The sequence below is a fragment of the Stenotrophomonas sp. genome, from assembly GCF_032066555.1.
Classification (GTDB): Bacteria; Pseudomonadota; Gammaproteobacteria; order Xanthomonadales; family Xanthomonadaceae; genus Stenotrophomonas.
Genome location: NZ_DAMBKV010000014.1, coordinates 33174 through 50053, shown reverse-complemented (window position 1 = coordinate 50053; position 16880 = coordinate 33174). Strand labels below are relative to the sequence as shown.

Annotated in this window: 12 protein-coding genes; all 12 read right to left on the bottom strand. The window is 64.5% G+C overall.

Going from position 1 to position 16880, the window contains the following annotated elements; translation table 11 throughout:
* Positions 1–59 precede the first annotated feature (59 nt).
* The 12 genes from RT131_RS14940 to RT131_RS14885 all read right to left on the bottom strand — a co-directional run bounded on the left by RT131_RS14940 (position 60) and on the right by RT131_RS14885 (position 16873).
* A complete protein-coding gene (locus tag RT131_RS14940; RefSeq protein WP_313173586.1) occupies positions 60–782 on the bottom strand; it encodes a hypothetical protein in 723 nt (240 codons plus the stop codon).
* The gene (locus RT131_RS14935; RefSeq protein WP_313173585.1) at positions 775–6135 is read right to left on the bottom strand and encodes a DNA repair ATPase; all 5361 of its coding nucleotides are present in this window, start codon (positions 6133–6135) and stop codon (positions 775–777) included. The genes RT131_RS14940 and RT131_RS14935 overlap by 8 nt, the downstream gene beginning before the upstream one ends.
* Before the next feature lie 140 nt (positions 6136–6275).
* Positions 6276–8276 (bottom strand): hypothetical protein, encoded by a 2001-nt coding sequence (locus RT131_RS14930; protein ID WP_313173584.1) that lies wholly within the window; start codon positions 8274–8276, stop codon positions 6276–6278.
* A complete protein-coding gene (locus RT131_RS14925) occupies positions 8276–8965 on the bottom strand; it encodes a hypothetical protein (RefSeq protein ID WP_313173583.1) in 690 nt (229 codons plus the stop codon). Before RT131_RS14925 ends, RT131_RS14930 begins: the two co-directional genes overlap by 1 nt.
* A 215-nt stretch (positions 8966–9180) precedes the next feature.
* Complete coding sequence (locus RT131_RS14920; RefSeq protein WP_313173582.1) at positions 9181–9840, bottom strand: phosphoribosylanthranilate isomerase; 660 nt, start codon at positions 9838–9840, stop codon at positions 9181–9183.
* Positions 9837–10610: a tRNA pseudouridine(38-40) synthase TruA gene (gene truA, locus RT131_RS14915; RefSeq protein WP_313173622.1), complete on the bottom strand. Its 774-nt coding sequence runs from the start codon at positions 10608–10610 to the stop codon at positions 9837–9839. Before truA ends, RT131_RS14920 begins: the two co-directional genes overlap by 4 nt.
* A gap of 48 nt (positions 10611–10658) precedes the next feature.
* A complete protein-coding gene (locus RT131_RS14910) occupies positions 10659–11018 on the bottom strand; it encodes a VOC family protein (RefSeq protein WP_313173581.1) in 360 nt (119 codons plus the stop codon).
* 12 nt (positions 11019–11030) lie between these two features.
* Positions 11031–12893 (bottom strand): FimV/HubP family polar landmark protein, encoded by a 1863-nt coding sequence (locus RT131_RS14905; RefSeq protein WP_313173580.1) that lies wholly within the window; start codon positions 12891–12893, stop codon positions 11031–11033.
* Positions 12894–13009: 116 nt separating this feature from the next.
* Positions 13010–14035: an aspartate-semialdehyde dehydrogenase gene (locus RT131_RS14900; protein WP_313173579.1), complete on the bottom strand. Its 1026-nt coding sequence runs from the start codon at positions 14033–14035 to the stop codon at positions 13010–13012.
* 82 nt (positions 14036–14117) lie between these two features.
* Entirely contained in the window at positions 14118–15170 is a 1053-nt protein-coding gene (locus RT131_RS14895) for a D-glycerate dehydrogenase (RefSeq protein WP_313173621.1), read from the bottom strand.
* Positions 15163–16260, bottom strand: a complete 1098-nt coding sequence (gene aroC, locus RT131_RS14890) for a chorismate synthase (protein WP_313173578.1) — start codon at positions 16258–16260, stop codon at positions 15163–15165. Before aroC ends, RT131_RS14895 begins: the two co-directional genes overlap by 8 nt.
* Before the next feature lie 322 nt (positions 16261–16582).
* Positions 16583–16873, bottom strand: a complete 291-nt coding sequence (locus RT131_RS14885) for a GIY-YIG nuclease family protein (protein ID WP_313173577.1) — start codon at positions 16871–16873, stop codon at positions 16583–16585.
* Positions 16874–16880: the final 7 nt, after the last annotated feature.

Genomic DNA, 16880 nt, shown 5'->3' with positions numbered 1-16880 from the left:
AGTTCTCCTTGAGCAAGTGGCGCCACGCGGCGCGCAAGCAATCATGTGCGGGAAGGTTCTCAGCGCAGTCTAGCCTGCATCGCCGTCACCTCGTCCAGAATCCGGGCCTGTGCCTGCGCAGCCTGTTCCAGTTGCGCCTGCCTGTCGGCTGCGCGCAGAGCCAGGCTTTGCTGCCGCCAAAGCGGCAACAATACGTCGCGGATACGCTGGTAGCGTTCGATCAGCTCCACCCCCTGGGCGTGCAGCAAACGCAGCTGCCTGGCCTCGGTATAGCGCAACTGGGCGAGCCCGCGCAGGTGCTGCAGACGACGCTGCAGCGCGGCCTGTGCCAGGGTGTCAACCGGCGCCGGAATCGCCTCACCGGCGCCCGCCCACTCCTCGATAGCCGCCACCGCCACCTGCATCCGGGCGACCTGCTGCAGATTTAGCTCAAGCTCCTGCAGCAACTCCTGTACGCAGCCATCGGCACGCAGCAAGCAGACATCCAACTGCCTCGCCAGTTGCTCAGCCCGCGCCTGCGCCTCGACATCACGCCCCAGCAATCGGCCCAGCAAGCCAACGGAACGACGGAGCTGGCGACCATCGGCTGCCGACATCGCCTGGCGGATATTGTCCATCTCCGCGACCAGCCGCGCTGCCGCCACGCCGGTCTGCGGCGTACCCAGCATCTGCTCGATCGCGTCCAGCAGTTCCGCGCCGTAGCTGGCCACGGCCAGCGCGTCATCGGGCTGCAGCGCTGGCTGCGGAGGCAGCGGCAACACTGGCGGCGTCACATCAGGCATCGTCCGGCGTTGCATTGCCACGACTGCCCTGCTGCCCCGGCACCACCACATTGCCGCCGTAGAAATGCCGCATCAGCGCTTCGTCCAGTGCCTTCTCTTCCGGCGTGCGCGCGCGCCGCACGCGTGGTGCTGGCTTGCTGCCCGCGCCGCCGTCCTTGGACAACCACTCCTGCAGCTGCGTGGCCAGGCCGGCCAGGACATCGCCAACCTCGCCTTGGCGCTGCTGGGCTGTCGCCAATACCTGCAACAACGGGGTCAGATCCTGCACTGGTGCAACCGGCGCCACCGCCGCAGGTGGTGCTGCGACCACCGCTGCGGGACGCTCGGCAACCGACTGCAGCAAGGCCACGATCTGCTCCCACGGTGCCTCGACCTGCGGCGCGACCGCAGCAACCGGCGCGGGCTCATCAGCACGCAGGCCCTGCAGGCCACTGGCAATATCGGCCAACTGCGCCACCACCCGCGCACCGGTGTCGGCATCGTCGCCGCCCATCGCCTTGTCACGCATGAAGTCGCGCTTGATCTGCTCCCAGCGCGCCAGCTGCGTCGCATCCAATACTTCGCGCAGCTCACCCAGCTTGAGCAGGTTTTCCTCGGAGCCACTGGTCAGCAACTGCGATTCACCCAGGTAATGGTCGGTGACCAGCTGTTGCAGCTCGGCGGCATTCATAACCGGCGAGATCTTCTCCGACAGCTTGTTCATGTTGCGGTAGCTGCCCTGCAACCGGAACGGCGGCTCGACACGGTACTTGTCGGCCTGCGCGGCGCTGGCGATGTATTGCTGGTTGACCCGGTACACCACTTCGCGCACCTGCATCAGCCGCTGCAGGGTGGCGACGATCTCGTTGATCTCCGCGCCGCTGTAGGCGTGACTGAGCGCATTGGTCGAAACCTCTTTGCCCAAGGCCTTGTCGACCAGCAGGTACAGGTCGGCCAGGTCACGGGTCGCCATCGGCGCCAACACCTGGCTGGAGGTCAGGCTGTTTTCGATATAGCTGAGCTTGAAGGCCTCTTCCATGCCGCCGAGTACATCACCGAGATTGTAGATATCGGCACGGTTGGCCAGCATGTCCGGCACCTTGAACACTTCACCGGACTCGGTGTACGGGTTGCCGGCCATCACCACGCAGAACTTCTTGCCGCGCAGGTCATAGGTCTTGGTGCGGCCCTTCCACACGCCCTCGATGCGCCGGGTGCCGTCACACAGGGAAATGAATTTCTGCAGGAACTCCGGATGGGTGTGCTGGATGTCGTCGACATACAGCATGGTGTTGTTGCCCATCTCCAGCGCCAGGTTGAGCTTGTGCAGCTCCTGCCGCGAGGTGGCATCCGGTGCCTGCTCCGGATCCAGCGAGCGCACTTCGTGACCCAGCGCCGGACCATTGATCTTCATGAAGACCAAGCCCAGACGGTTGGCCACGTATTCCATCAGCGTGGTTTTGCCGTAACCGGGCGGACTGATCATCATCAGCAGGCCCATCAGGTCGCTGCGTTTGTTCTCACCCACCGTACCCATCTGCTTGGCGAGGTTGTCGCCGATGATGGGAAGGTAGACGTCATTGATCAGCTTGTTGCGAACGAAGGAGCTCAGCGGCCGCGCCTGGAACTCGCTCAGCCGCAGCGAATCGCGTTCGCGCGCACTGATGCGATGGCGCAGCGCCTGGTAGCGCTCAAAACCGGGCTGGAACTGGCGGCGATGCGACTGCCAGCGCTGCAGGAAATCATCCACCGCCAACTGCAGGTGGCCTTGGGTGACGCGCGCATGCTCACCGAGCAGGCCAGCAACATCGGCAATCAAGGTCACCTCGCGTACCTGGCTGCGCAAGGCCCGTTCGCCCAGCAGCATCGCAGCGGCTTCCGGCACATAGCCGGCCATGGCGGCGAACTTCGGCTGGCCGCACATTGCCTGCAACCATTGCAGCGCCTGCGCCCATTGCAGGGCCAGTCGCGTGTTCAACCGTTGCAGGCTGCGGTCAAATGCATCGGCTTGGCCGGCAGCCTGCAGCTGCTCGCGCAGGCCACTGAGCAGCTGCCGTGCATAGCCGCTGAAGGAGAAGGTCGGCTCGCCGTTGCCGAGCTCGGCGAGCAGATACTCGGCGGCCAAGGCGGGCACGCCGCTGTCGAACGGCAAGCCATGCTCTTCCTGGAAGGCCAGCAATGCGAGCGCGATCTCCGCACGCAAGGCTTCAAGCCCGTCCCGCACACTGAACAACTTGGCGATGGCGAACGCGCCGGCGGCACGCTCCACCCACTGGCTGACCTCTTCACGCTTGCCCTCGCGCGCCCAGAACAACAAGGCAAGCGCGCGTGGACCCGCTGCGTGCACCAGTGAACCTGCCGCCTGGTATAGCGGCAATGACGCCTGCAGGATCAGCGTGGCATCGTGATCGTGAATGCCTTTCTCGTAGCCTTCGCGGTAGCGCGGCGCAGCGAAATCACGTACCCGCTTGGCCAATGCATCGGCTTGCGCGGCATCGCGCAGCAACAACTCGACACTGAGGCCATCGCGACCGTTGATGGCCGCGTCCAGCAGCAGGCCCGCCAGATACTCGCCGCGATAGAGTACGGGTGACTCCGAATCCAGCGTCACCGGCCAATAGTCGCGCAGTTCGTCCAGTTCTGGATCGACGATGGATTCGTAGTAATCCGTGCCGGTCAGATGCACGGCCAGACCATCGCCGCGCGGCAGGATGGTCAGGTCCAGCGGCTGGGTGTTGACGCTGAAACGGTGCCGGCCCAGGCGGATGACATTGCCACCCCCTTCGAACAGGTCACTGCGATCCCGCAGCGCCCGCACCGCCTGATCGCGCACACCCTTGAGCCGCGCTTCCACGTCGTCGGCCTTGACGCTGTCCTTGTAGTCGCGCAGGCGATCGGCCAGCTCACGCAACTTCAGGATCAGCGGGTCACCGGCGAAGAAAGCGTTCAGCTCATCAACGGTGGTGAAGCGTTCGGTGCGTTTGGCCAGGCCATCAAGGATGCGGTTGGCGGCGTCCAGTACCGACTGCGCCTTGCGTTGGCGCGCATCCAGCAGCGTCTGCTTGTGCGACTCGAAGGTATCGAGCAGCTCCTCGCGCTTGTTGAGGATGTCACCGAGGAACTGTTCGTGCTCGCCGAACTGGCTCTCCAGCTCCTCCAACTGCACCATCAGGCGCGACAACTGCTCATCGGCACGTTCGGGATCGGTAGCCAGTCCCAGCGCACTGGTGATGGCCTGGCTGAACAATGAGAACTGCGCGCCGAACTGGGCCACGGCTTCGGCCGAGCCCAGCGAACGACGGCGCTGGTCCGCACGTGCGCGCGCCTGATTGAGTTTGGCGTAGATGGCAGAAATGGCTTCGACAACGCGCGTGCGCTGCGCGGCATCGTCCACCTTCAGGCTGGCCATCAGCTCGGACAACATATCCAGATCGCCCGACATCCCCTGCATCTGCGCGATCTGCTCGGACAGCTGCTTGGCGGTCTGTGCCACCTGTGCGGCCGCGTCCAGCTCCTGCAGTCGATCGGCAAACGGCTGCAGTGCCTTGTCGCTGCCGAGGAATTCACCCGCCGCTGCACCCACCCGGTCATGCGCCTCCTGCAGCGACGCATTCATTGCGTCGATGGCGGCAACGTCCACATAACGGAAGTCACGCACGGTCAGCAGGCGGCCACGCAGCTTGCCGATCTCGCCCAGCGATTCGACGAACTCGCCGATCTTCGTCCAGTTCTGCGGCTGCAACCGCCCAAGCAGCGTCTTGTGCGCGGTGGTGACCTCGGCCATCGCCTGCGCCGACTGCTTGCGGATGCTCTCGACCTTCTCATACTCGTCGAGCATCGATTCGCCGGTGGCGCTGATCTCGCGCAGCAGCGTCGCGGCACCGTCACAGTTGGCATCGTCCAGCCAATGGTGGGCGTCGAACAGACGGCGCGCGTTATGGGTCAGCAGCTCGTAGCGCGGCAACGACACCTCGCGGCTGTCGATCTCGCGACCGAGATCGAGCAGATTCGAGATGCCACGCACCAGCTCGGCATTGCCGATGCGGGCCATGAAACTGGTACCGGTCGGCGTGTGCGCAGCAAACTCATCACTGCTGAACGGGGTCTGCCATACCTGCATCGGATGGACGCGGGTAGGCTCGTCATTCTCGGCATTGAACAGGACCATGCGACCATCACGCATGAAGGCGTAGCCCAAGCCGAACACCGGATTCTGCAATATGCGCTGGATACTGTTGTAGACGAACAGCGCCGACTTGCCGGCTTCGCGCTCGTAGAAGATGTACAGCATGTCCTCGCCGTTGGGCGAACGGATCGAGCGCTTGTAACGCATGCCCTGCATCGAGGCGTCGAACGCCTTGTGCTCGCCGCTTTGCAGGTAATAGCCACCGGGAAAGATGACGCCATGGTCATCGGGCAGCTGCACGCAGGCCTGGACAATGGCGTCGTTACGCACCACCTTGCCGGTCAGCGTGTTGTAGATCAGGCCACGCCAGCTATCTTCGCGGTAGGGCTGGATCTTCAGCAGGATCAGCGAACCGACCCTGGCGAAATCAATGGTCGCGTCGTCCACCGACTGGGTGCTGTCCTCGACCGGCTCGCTGTAAACGCCCTGCCCTGTCTCGGTATTGTTCTCGACCTTGATGGTCAGGTCACCACCGGTGGTCTCGACGAAGATGGTGTCGAGGATGTTCAGGTGCGGAAAGCGGCCGGTGATCAACATGTCACGGCCAGCACGCACCCACTCGAAATCGAAGGGCGGCGGCAGTGCGATATCGCGCTCGCCACGTGCATCGATATAGGTCAGCTCGCCACTGGGCGCCATCGCCCAGCGGAATACACGCACGTCGGTGCTGCGCTCGCCGATCTGGAACGCGGCCAGCAACTTGCCGTCGCGCACGATCAGCTGCAACAGGCGCGCATTCTTGTAGTACGCGTAGAGCTCGCCGAAGTCATGGACGAAACCGGCCTGCGCCAGGAAACTGCTCTTCAGGTCAACCGGGGTGACGTCGTAGCCTTCGGCGCCATCGACCAGACGGTAGAGCCCGAACACATCCTCGATGCGGGTCTGGGTCTTCAAGCCGATGAAGACGTTGTAGCCGAACAGCAGCAGGTCATCGCCGACCTGCACCACATCGCGGCCAACGCAGTTGTTCTCGCTGCGGATGCGGAAACGTCCGATTACTTCCATCCGGCTGTCGCCGAACTCCTGCAGCCGGCGCTGGTTCAGCGCGTCCACCACCTGCCGCAGACGTGCGCCCTGATCGCTCAGGCGTTTGCGCAGCACCTCATAGGCACCGCCCTGCGCCACCGCCTGGTCGGCGATGGAGCCGCCTTCCGACGTGTTGGCGGCGTCCAGATTTGTATCGGCCATCGATTGTTCCCTGCTCTGACATCGGCAGATTCCGCCCTCGGGACGGAATCCCTGACGCCCTCATCCTCGTGTGCCACCAGCTTCAGCCAGGCGGCGCATCAACGCCCCACGCGGTACAACCGCGCGGGGCATGGCTTCACTCAGCCTGCGTCCGAATTCGCTGCAGACGTATCGCCGATACGGCGCGCCGGCAAGCCGCGCGCGGACATGTCCACACCCAGGTAGCGCTGCATCAGGTCCTGCACGATCGGGCTCTTGTCGGTCAGGCCTTCAATCGACTTGCCCAGCGACACCGCCTTGACCAGGTTCTCGAACATGCCACCGTCGCCGCCGACCATGTCGATCTTGGCGTTGCGCAGCGCGCTGGCGATGACCTCGGCATTTTCCTTGGTCACTTCCTTGCCGGCATCGATCGCCGCCAAGGCCTGGCGCAGGCCGGTCTCCAGGGTCATGCGGAACTCTTCGTGGCCGCGCGCGGTATCGCCCAGCGAATCGATGGCCTGGAACTTGCGGGTCAAACCGTCGGCTTCGGCGAACAGCTTCTTCTCGATGACCGTGGCTTCGGCCACGCCCAGCGTTTCGGTTGCCGTTGCCTTGGCACGGCCCATCTGCTCTTCGCCCTGCGCACGCGCGGCCAGTTGCTCGGCCAGCACCTTGGCTTCGGCCGTACCCTGCTTCAGGTTGGCATCGGCCATCGCATCGACCACGCGGGCTTCGGCAATACCGACCTTCTCGATGGCCAGCGCGCTGGCTTCCTTGACCTGGGCATCGGCCAGACCCGGTGCGGCACGCTCGGCGCGCACGCCATCGGCCAGTGCCTTCTTGGCTTCGGCCTGCTTGCCGGCGGCATCGAACTCGGCCTGTGCCAGCGTGGTGATCTCCACCGCGCGGTGCTTGGCCGCGGCTTCGCTGGCCTCGGCTTCCTTGACCTGCTTGAGCATGGCTTCCTGCGCCTGCGCCTCGGCTTCGAGGATGGCGACCTGCTTCAGGCGATCCGCCTCGGATACCTGGCGTACTTCCTTGATGCGCTCTTCTTCCTGCGCCACGGTCTTGTCGATGGAGATGCGTTCACGGGTGATGTTGGCCACGTCCATCTTGCCCTGCTCGACCACTTTGTCGCGCTCCACGCCTTGCAGCTGCACTTCGCGATCGGTGGTGACCTGCTCCAGCTGGCGGGCACGTGCGACGCGCTCGACTTCGATGGCGACGGCGCGCTGGCGGTTCTGCTCAGCCACTTCCACTTCGCGCAGGCGGTTCTGGTCGCGGATGTCGATCAGCTGCTGCGCTTCAATGCGGGCATTCTCGGACAGCTGGCGCTGCTCTTCCTGCACCTTCAGGGTCTCGGCTTCCTCGCGGGCACGGATGGTTTCCACCTCGCGGCGCTGGCGTGCTTCGGCCTCGGCCTGCTGGCGTTCGAGGGCCAGCGTGGCCTCCTTGGCCTCTACATTCTTCTTGGTGATCGCCAGGCGCTCGTTCTGTGCCAGTTCGTTGGTGATCACGTTCTGCGCAGCCGTCAGTTCAGTGATCTTGCGGATGCCTTCGGCGTCGAGGATGTTGCTCGGGTCGAGCAGCGACTTGGGCGTCTGCTCCAGGTAGTCGATGGCCACGTCTTCCAGCGCGTAACCGTTCAAGTCATTGCCGATCACCGCGATGATCTCGTCGCGGAATTCCTGGCGCTTCTCGAACAGCTGGGTGAAGTCGAACTTCTTGCCCACGGTCTTCAGGGCTTCGGAGAACTTGGCGTTGAACAGGTCGTCGACCGCGTTCTTGTCCGAGGCGCGGTCAGCGCCGATGGCCTTGGCCACGCGCAGCACGTCGGCCTGGGTTTCGTTGACGCGCAGGTAGAATGCCACGGTGATGTCGGCACGCATGTTGTCGCGGCAGATCAGGCCTTCCTTGCCACGACGATCAACCTGCAGGGTGATCAGGCTGATCTTCATGTGCTCGGCGCGGTACAGCACCGGAATGATCAAGGCGCCGGTGAAGTGCACCTTCGGCTGCGAGCTCATGTCGTTGACGATCAGCGCGGTGCCTTGGTCAACCTTCTTGTAGAAGGCTTTGAACAAGCCCGCCAAACCAAGGAAAAACACCAGCAGGGCAGCAACCCCGATAATGAAAGGGGCCAGCGCAGCAGTACTCATCAGTGGATCTCCTTGTCGCCTGATACATCAGAAGGGAAAACGTCCAAGCCTGGCAGGTCGGTATCGGCGACCACCAGGTAGTGATTCTTGTCGGGCAGGTATTCCACCAGCCTTACACGTTGGCCACGCGGCAAACGGCTGCCATCGCGTACACGCACATGCAGGATCAGACCGGCGCCGCCGTCGTCCATGCTGGCATAGCCCTGCGTGGCGGTGACTTCCGGTGAGGTCACCTGGGCAAGCCGGCCGAGGATGGACTCCTGGGCAACCGGGCGAAGCTTGAGCAGCAGTCGGCGTATTGGCCGCAGCACCCAGGCCGATACCACCGCACCGGGAACCAGCGCAGCAATGGCCACCACCGTGCCGATGCCCCAGCGCAACGGCGCCGGCAATGACTGCAGGAAGAAGAGTTGAACCAGATAGGTGATGGTCCAGCCGAAAAAGGCCAGCAGCAACACCACCAGCATGGTCGGTGCACCACCGAGGCCGAGCCGCGCGAACATCGCGGCAATGCCGGTCGCGCCATGTTCGCCGCCATGGGAATGAAAGTCGGCACCGTCACCGCTGCCGATTCCGCCGTCATCGACGATGCCGGTCGCTGCCAGCAGCCAGTAGATGACCGCAAACGACAACACGACGCTGTACGGCAACGTCGGGTAGGACAGCGCTACTTCCAGAAACTCCACCATGCACACTTTCCTTGTGGCGCCCAGCTGCCTTGCGAGACCTGTCCCGGCATCGAAGCCGCAACAGCTACCGCCCCTCCCCGCAGGCATCCGTGCTTGTCGCCGAGATCGCCATCATAAGGGAATCAGCGCGGACGTGGCCCGCAGCCGTGTCCCAAAGAGTGCGACATATCGCGGTACTGCCGCGTGAAACACGCCTGCGTATTCAGCAGATATCTTCAGTCCTGCTCGACATGCAGGTCGGCACGGCGCACTTCCTCGACGAACTGCCGCATCCTGTAGCCGTCCTTGATCCCCGGCGACACCTCGATGCCGCTGGACACATCCACACCCCAGGGCTGGGTGGCGAGAATGGCGTCATGCACGTTTTCCGGGCGTATGCCCCCGGCCAGCAGGTACGGCCGATGCACACCCGGTGGAATCTGCGACCAGTCGAATGCCACCCCGGTGCCACCGCTGCCACCCGCCACATGGCTGTCAAACAGAAAACCCGCTGCATGCGGGTACATCTGGTGCAGGCCACGCGCGGTGACCTCGCTGCGCCCCCCCATGGCGATCGCCTTCAGGTAAGGCATGTTGAAACTGCGGCAGAAGGCATCGTCTTCGTCGCCATGGAACTGCAGCAGGGTCGGCCGCACCGCACGCAGCACCTCGCGGATCTCCTCGCGGTTGTTGTGCTGGAACAGGGCGACCACTTCCACCATCGGCGCAATTGCCTGGCGCATCGCGCGCGCCTCCGAGGGTGCAACCCGGCGTGCGCTGCCCTTGGCGAAAATGAAACCGATGGCGTCCACGCCCAGCTCACTGGCCAGGCGGATGTCCCCAGCGCGGGTCATGCCGCAGAACTTGATGCGGGTGCGAAACAGCGTACGGCTCACAGGGTCACCTCGTCCGGCAGTTTCCAGTGCTCAGGATACAGCGGCCCGACGAATACCAGGCCTTGCGGCGGCGCGGTTGGACCGGCCAGGTTGCGATCGCGCCCTGCCAGCAACTCGCCGATCCAGTTTTCCGGCTTTTCGCCCGACCCTACCATCAGCAGCGAGCCAACGATGTTGCGCACCATGTGATGCAGGAAGGCGTTGGCCTGGACTTCGACCTCCACCACTTCGCCCTGGCGATGCACGGCTATCGACTGCAACTCGCGACGTGCATGCAGGGCCTGGCACTGGGCACTGCGGAACGCGCCAAAATCGTTTTCGCCGAGCAGGGCCTGCGCCGCGCGATGCATGGCATCGGCGTCCAGCGGGCGTCGATCCCAGCTCAGTATCTGCCGGTACAGGGCCGGCCGCACCTGTCGGTTGAGGATGCGATAGCGGTAACGCCGCGCCTTGGCCGAGAAGCGCGCGTGGAAATCATCCACCACCGGCACACACCAGCGCACGCACACCGACGGTGGCAGTCGGGTGGTGGTACCCAGCACCCAGCCGCGCGGGGCGCGCTCGACGTCGCTGTCGAAATGCACCACCTGGCATTCACCGTGCACGCCAGCGTCGGTACGCCCGGCGCAGACCACACTGATCGGTGCATTGGCGACCGAGGACAAGGCCTCCTGCAAGGTAGCCTGCACACTTGCACAGCCGCTCTCACCGAGCTGTTGCCAGCCCTTGAACTCGCTGCCGTCGTACTCCACGCCCAGCGCATAGCGCATCATTGAACCTCTGATAATCCTGTTGGAGCCGCGCGATCCAGGAGCGACTCAGTCGCTGTCGCGCTCGGACCACACCGCAAGCTCGTTGCCGCCCGGCTCGGTGAACTGAAACCGGCGACCGCCCGGGAACGAGAAGATGGGCTTGACCACGTCGCCCCCCTGCGCAGTCACCGCCGCCAGCATCGGGCCGAGCTGGGCAGCGTACAGCACCACCAATGGAGCGCCCGCGCTGGCGGTCAACGGCGTGCCGCGGAAGAAGCCACCCTGCAGCTCGCCATCATCAAAGGCGGTGTAATCGGGCCCGTAGTCTTCGAACTTCCAGCCAAACACCTGCTCGAAAAAGCCGCGGCTGGCCGCCGGGTCGCGCGACGCAAATTCCACATAGTCAATCCGGCGTTCGCGCTTCATCTGGAGTCTCCGTCAAACCATGCGGGCCAGCAGTTCCAGCGCTTCGTTGCGCGCCTGCGGGTCAGTACTGGTCGCCACTTCCGTGAGCAGGGTCCGGGCGGTTTCGGCATCCCCCAGATCCAGATAGGCGATGGCAAGTTCCAGGCGCTCACGACCGGCAGGTGCCGGATTCAACGGCGCGATCGCTGCCACGTCGCCTGCCAGCCAACTGGCTTCATCGGCGGCTGCGGGCTCAGGCTGCGCGGGCACCGGCTCGGCGACGACATCGAACTGACGCGAGGCTTCAAACAGCAGCACCGGCTTGTGCGGTACCTGCGGCGCTGCGGTCGGCAACACCGGTTCCACGCGAGCGGTGGGACTGGATTTCAGCCACGCCGGCATGGGCTCTTCATAAGCCTCCGGCGAAGCTGGCTGCGCGGCCGGCGGCATCTGCACATCCGTGTCCTCCATCGCATCGAATACAGCATCAGAGGCCTGCGGATCCAGCTGTTCCGGCACGGCTGCGGCGGCACCCATCACCGGCAGTGCAGCAGCCAGGCGGTCACCGGCGACGTCATCACGCGGCGGCGCTACCGGCAGCGGCTTGCGGCGCCGTCCCAGTGCCCAGGCAAGCGCACCGAGCAGCAACAGCACCAGTCCGAGCCAAGCCCAGCCGAACGAACCTGCGCCATCGCGCTTGGCCGCCTCACCCAGCTTCTGCTGCGCAGCCGCCAGGTCCGAATCCTTCATCGCAATCAAGGTCTGCTGCTGCTTCTGCAGTTTCTCCAGCTCGCCGACGCGATCACGCAGTTCCTGCAGTTCCGCGTCACGCGTTGCCAGCTCTTCCTTGGCTTGCTGCAGCTGTTCGTTGGCCAACATGTCACCCTCACCACCGGCATCAAGACCGGTCGTCATTCCTGCTGTCTGTTGCGCACCGGCCACCGCCGGGGCGATTTCCAGGCGCGCCCCCGGGGGCAGCGCACCCGACGCTGCGGTTGCAGCGGCCTTGGCCGGTGCCTGCGCCGCATCGGCGACTGCCGGCTGCGGGATCGGCGCCCGCGCCTGCCGCCACTGCGCCGCCTGGTCACGAACGATGGCACGCGCCTCGGAAGCATCCACCCGCGCCAGCTCTTCCTGTGCCGGGGTACGCAACACCGCACCCTGCTTGAGCAGGTTGATGTTGCCGCGAATGAAGGCTTCCGGATTGGCGCGCATCAGCGCGACCATGGTCTGGTTCAAGGAGACGCCGCTCTCGCGCGACAACTCGCGGGCGATCTGCGACAGGGTCTGACCGCGCTGCACCGGGGCCAGCTGGCCTTCGCTGGTCGTGATCGCGGCCGGTACGGGGCGCGCTGGTGGTGCAGCGACAACCGCCGGGGTCGGCGCAGGCGTGGCTGGCGCCGGCGCAGGCAGCGTGGGCAGCGGCTCTGGTTCGCGTACGATCAGGTTGGACTGTGCCGCTGCCGGCGCTTCGATCACCGGTTCGGCCACCGCGGTTGCAGCCTCGGGTGCCGCCACCAGCGCGGAGTACTCGCGCACCAGGCGGCCTTGCCCCCAATCAACCTCGATCAGGAAGCCCACTGCCGCCACTTCGACCGGCGCGGCACTGGTGACACGGATCACCGCGCGGCCATCGCGGTCCTGCGCAAACTGGAATTGCAATTCCCCTACCAGGCCGGTCGGCGCGGCCAGACCCACGCGCTCGAAGGTTGCCGCGGAGGCCAGCCCGGCCTTGGCATTGTCCAGCTCGCCCGGATCACTGGTGATGACCGGAATTTCTGCCAGCAAGGGCTGGCCCGGCTTGGACAGGACCCGGATGTTGCCCAGCCCCAATGCCATCGCAGCGCTACTGAACAGCGCCAGGCCGAGCACCAGCACACCTTGTAATGGGCGCATCGCGCCCCTGCCCCATAGTTTCATGGCGGCCAATATAACGGCTGGCCCGGCTTTCGAATACCGCTGTACCGCCCGGAAGCGACGACGCCGGCATCAAGCCGGCGTCGTTGCGTGCCTCAGCCGCCGTTGGCGACCAGTTCGGCGACCTGCACCGCGTTCAACGCGGCACCCTTGCGGATGTTGTCGGCCACCACCCACATGTTCAGCCCGCGCGGGTGCGAGATGTCCTCGCGGATGCGGCCGACATAGACCGGATCGGTGCCCGAGGCGTGGGTCACCGGGGTCGGATAGCCGCCTGCCTTGCGCTCGTCCACCACCTTCACGCCCGGCGCGGCTGCCAGCAGTTCACGGGCCTGCTCGGTGCTGATCTTCTTCTTCGTCTCGATGTTGACAGCCTCGGAGTGGCCGTAGAACACCGGCACGCGCACCGCGGTGGGGTTCACCAGGATGCTGTCGTCGCCGAGGATCTTGCGGGTTTCCCAGACCAGCTTCATTTCTTCCTTGGTGAAGCCGTTGTCCAGGAACTCATCGATATGCGGGATCAGGTTGAAAGCGATCTGCATCGGGAACTTCTTCGGCTCGATCTCCTGGAAGCCCAGCAGCTGCGCGGTCTGCTTGCCCAGTTCTTCCATGCCGGTCTGGCCTGCGCCGGACACCGACTGGTAGGTGGCGATGTTGATGCGCTCGATGCCGTACTCACGGTGGATCGGGGCCAGCACCGGCATCAGCTGCATGGTCGAGCAGTTCGGGTTGGCAATGATGCCGCGCGGACGGTTCTTGGCTGCCTCCGGGTTGACCTCGGACACCACCAGCGGCACGTCGTCGTCGTAACGGAAGGTGGAGGAGTTGTCGATCACCACCGCACCGGCAGCCGCGAACTTCGGCGCAAACTCCTTGGAAATGCCGCCACCGGCCGAAAACAGCGCGATCTCCACGCCAGCCGGATCAAACGTGGCCAGGTCCTGGATGGTGATCTTGTCGCCTTCAAAGTCGACCTGCTGGCCGGCCGAACGCTCGGAGGCAAGCAGGGTCAGCTTACTGATCGGGAAATTGCGCTCGGCCAGGATGGCCAGCATGGTCTGGCCGACGGCGCCGGTGGCGCCAACAACGGCTACGTGGAAACGACGGGCTTCATTGCTCATGGGGATACTCGAAAGATAGGAGGGGGTAGACACACATCGAGCCAGGTTCGGGGAACCTCCAGCGCACAGCCACGGAGGCTCCCTATCGTTTTTTGTCGTCGATTTTTTTGCCGGCCACGCACAGACGCGCGGCGCCGTTGGTCAGCAGTTCGGCATTGAGGGCATTGGCCGGCTGCCCGGCATCGGCACCGATGCCCAGGCCGGCCAGCAGGTTGTCGACCGCCAACTGCACCATCGCCCGGCGCGTTGCCAGCGAGGCGCTGCCGATATGCGGGGTCAGCACGATATTGCGCAGCGCCAACAGCTCCGGGCGCACATTGGGCTCGTTCTCGTATACGTCCAGTGCCGCCGACGCCAGCCGGCCACTGGCCAATGCATCGGCCAACGCCAACTCATCGACGATACCGCCACGGGCGATGTTCACCAGCGTCGCGCTGGGCTTCATCCTGGCCAGTGCGGCGGCATTGATGAGGTGATGGTTCTGCGCGGTATACGGCAACACCAGCACCAGGTGATCGACGCTGGCAAGCAGCGTATCGAAATCGACGTAGCGGGCACCGACCGCCTGCTCCTGTTCGGCCGGCAGCTGCGAACGATTGTGGTACAGCACCTTCATGCCGAAGCCGTGGTGACCACGGCGGGCAATGGCCTGGCCGATCCGGCCCATGCCCAGGATGCCCAGCGTGCTGCCGTGCAGGTCGGCACCGAGCATGGTGGTGAACGACCACTGCCCCCACTGGCCCTCGCGCAGCCAGCGGTCGGACTCGACGATGCGGCGTGCCGCCGCCATCAGCAGCGAAAAACCTAGATCGGCGGTGGTTTCGGTGAGGACGTCGGGGGTATTGCTGGCAACGATACCGGCCGCGCTCAGCGCGGCAACATCCAGGTTGTTATAGCCAACGCCGACATTGGCGATCATCTTCAACGCTGGCGCATTGGCGATTTCCGCCGCACCGATGCGGTCGTTGAGGGTGACCAGGGCGCCGTCGACCTCGGCCAAGCGGGCCGCGATTTCAGCGCCGCTGTGGGCGCTCACCTGTGCGGTGGCAACCACGTCGCAGTACGCCGCCAGCTGCGCGACGGTATCGTCGAACAGGGGCTGCGATACCCAGACGCGGGGCCGCCGATCAGCCATCGAGCTGACCGGGAATACGCGGGCTGATGTCACCGACATCGCCGCACTGGGCGCGATGGCGCATGGCCTGATCCATCAACACCAGTGCCAGCATCGCCTCGGCGATGGGCGTTGCACGGATGCCGACGCAGGGATCGTGGCGACCGGTGGTGATGACCTCGACCGCGTTGCCGGCCGTATCCACCGTGGCACCAGGCAGGCGCAGGCTGGAGGTTGGCTTGAGCACCATGGCCGCGACAATCTGCTGGCCGGTGGAAATACCCCCGAGGATGCCGCCGGCATGGTTGGACTGGAAACCCTGCGGGGTGATCAGGTCACGGTGCTCAGTGCCCTTCTGCGCGGCGCTGGCAAAGCCGTCGCCAATCTCCACGCCCTTGACCGCATTGATGCTCATCAGTGCCGCCGCGATATCGCCATCGAGCTTGCCGTAGATCGGCTCGCCCCAGCCCGGCGGCACGCCGTCGGCAACCACGGTGACGCGCGCACCGACCGAATCACCGGACTTGCGCAGCGCATCCATATAGGCCTCCAGCGCCGGCACCTGGTTGGCGTCGGGCCAGAAGAAGGGATTGTCTTCGACCGCACTCCAGTCAAAACCGGCCGGGGTGATTTCGCCCAGCTGCGACAGATAGCCGCGCACGCTGACACCGAAACGCTGCAGCAGCCACTTCTTGGCGATGACGCCAGCGGCCACGCGCATGGTGGTTTCGCGCGCCGAGGAGCGGCCACCGCCACGCGGGTCACGGATGCCGTACTTCTGCCAGTAGCTGTAGTCGGCATGGCCCGGGCGGAACTGCTGGGCGATGTTGCTGTAGTCCTTGCTGCGCTGGTCGGTGTTGCGGATCAGCAGGGCGATCGGCGTACCGGTGGTGCGGCCTTCATAGACGCCGGACAGGATCTCGACCTCGTCGGCCTCACGGCGTGCCGAGGTATGGCGACTCTTGCCGGTGGCCCGGCGCTGCAGATCGTGGGCGAATTCCTCGGGCGTGATCTCCAGACCGGGAGGACACCCATCGATCACGCAGCCGATCGCCGGCCCGTGGGATTCACCGAAGGTGGTAACGCGGAGGAGTTGTCCGAAGGTATTCAATGCCGTTGTGCTCTTGCGGTTGCTCTTGCGGTTGCTCTTGCGGTTGCTCTTGCGGTTGCTCTTGCGGTTGCTCTTGCGGTTGCCCTTAAGCCGTCATTCCCGCGAAGGCGGGAATCGCTTTTGCTTTTGCTTTTGCCTGTGCTCTTGCCTCACGCCAGCCAAGCAAAGGCCGGAGCCAGAGCGATTCCCGCCTTCGCGGGAATGACGACCTTGAAAGCAAGGGCTCGAAGCCAAAGCCAAAGCCAAAGCCAAAGCCAACACCAAAAGCAAAACCAAAACCAAAGCCAAAGCCAAAGCCAAAACCAAAACCAAAACCAAAACACTACCCAACTATCTCATCCCACAAATCCCGCCACTCGGGATTCACCTCTTCCACCAACCGCAACTTCCATTCCCGGTTCCACTTCTTCAGCTGCTTCTCTCGAAGAATCGCCGCTTCCATGCACCCGTGAAGCTCGTACCAGACCAGCTTGTCCACGTTGTAGCGCTTGCTAAAACCATCAACCAAATGCTGCCGGTGTTGCCAGGTCCGCGCCACCAGGTTGCTGGTGACGCCGATGTAGAGCGTGCCGTGTTTCTTCGATGCCAGAAGATAGACGGCGGGTTGTTTCATTGCGACT

Coding starts and splice junctions, on each gene's coding strand:
- RT131_RS14940 (WP_313173586.1), bottom strand. CDS start 782: ATGCCTGATGTGACGCCGCCAGTGTTGCCGCTGCCTCCGCAGCCAGCG.
- RT131_RS14935 (WP_313173585.1), bottom strand. CDS start 6,135: ATGGCCGATACAAATCTGGACGCCGCCAACACGTCGGAAGGCGGCTCC.
- RT131_RS14930 (WP_313173584.1), bottom strand. CDS start 8,276: ATGAGTACTGCTGCGCTGGCCCCTTTCATTATCGGGGTTGCTGCCCTG.
- RT131_RS14925 (WP_313173583.1), bottom strand. CDS start 8,965: ATGGTGGAGTTTCTGGAAGTAGCGCTGTCCTACCCGACGTTGCCGTAC.
- truA (WP_313173622.1), bottom strand. CDS start 10,610: ATGCGCTATGCGCTGGGCGTGGAGTACGACGGCAGCGAGTTCAAGGGC.
- RT131_RS14910 (WP_313173581.1), bottom strand. CDS start 11,018: ATGAAGCGCGAACGCCGGATTGACTATGTGGAATTTGCGTCGCGCGAC.
- RT131_RS14905 (WP_313173580.1), bottom strand. CDS start 12,893: ATGCGCCCATTACAAGGTGTGCTGGTGCTCGGCCTGGCGCTGTTCAGT.
- RT131_RS14900 (WP_313173579.1), bottom strand. CDS start 14,035: ATGAGCAATGAAGCCCGTCGTTTCCACGTAGCCGTTGTTGGCGCCACC.
- RT131_RS14895 (WP_313173621.1), bottom strand. CDS start 15,170: ATGGCTGATCGGCGGCCCCGCGTCTGGGTATCGCAGCCCCTGTTCGAC.
- RT131_RS14885 (WP_313173577.1), bottom strand. CDS start 16,873: ATGAAACAACCCGCCGTCTATCTTCTGGCATCGAAGAAACACGGCACG.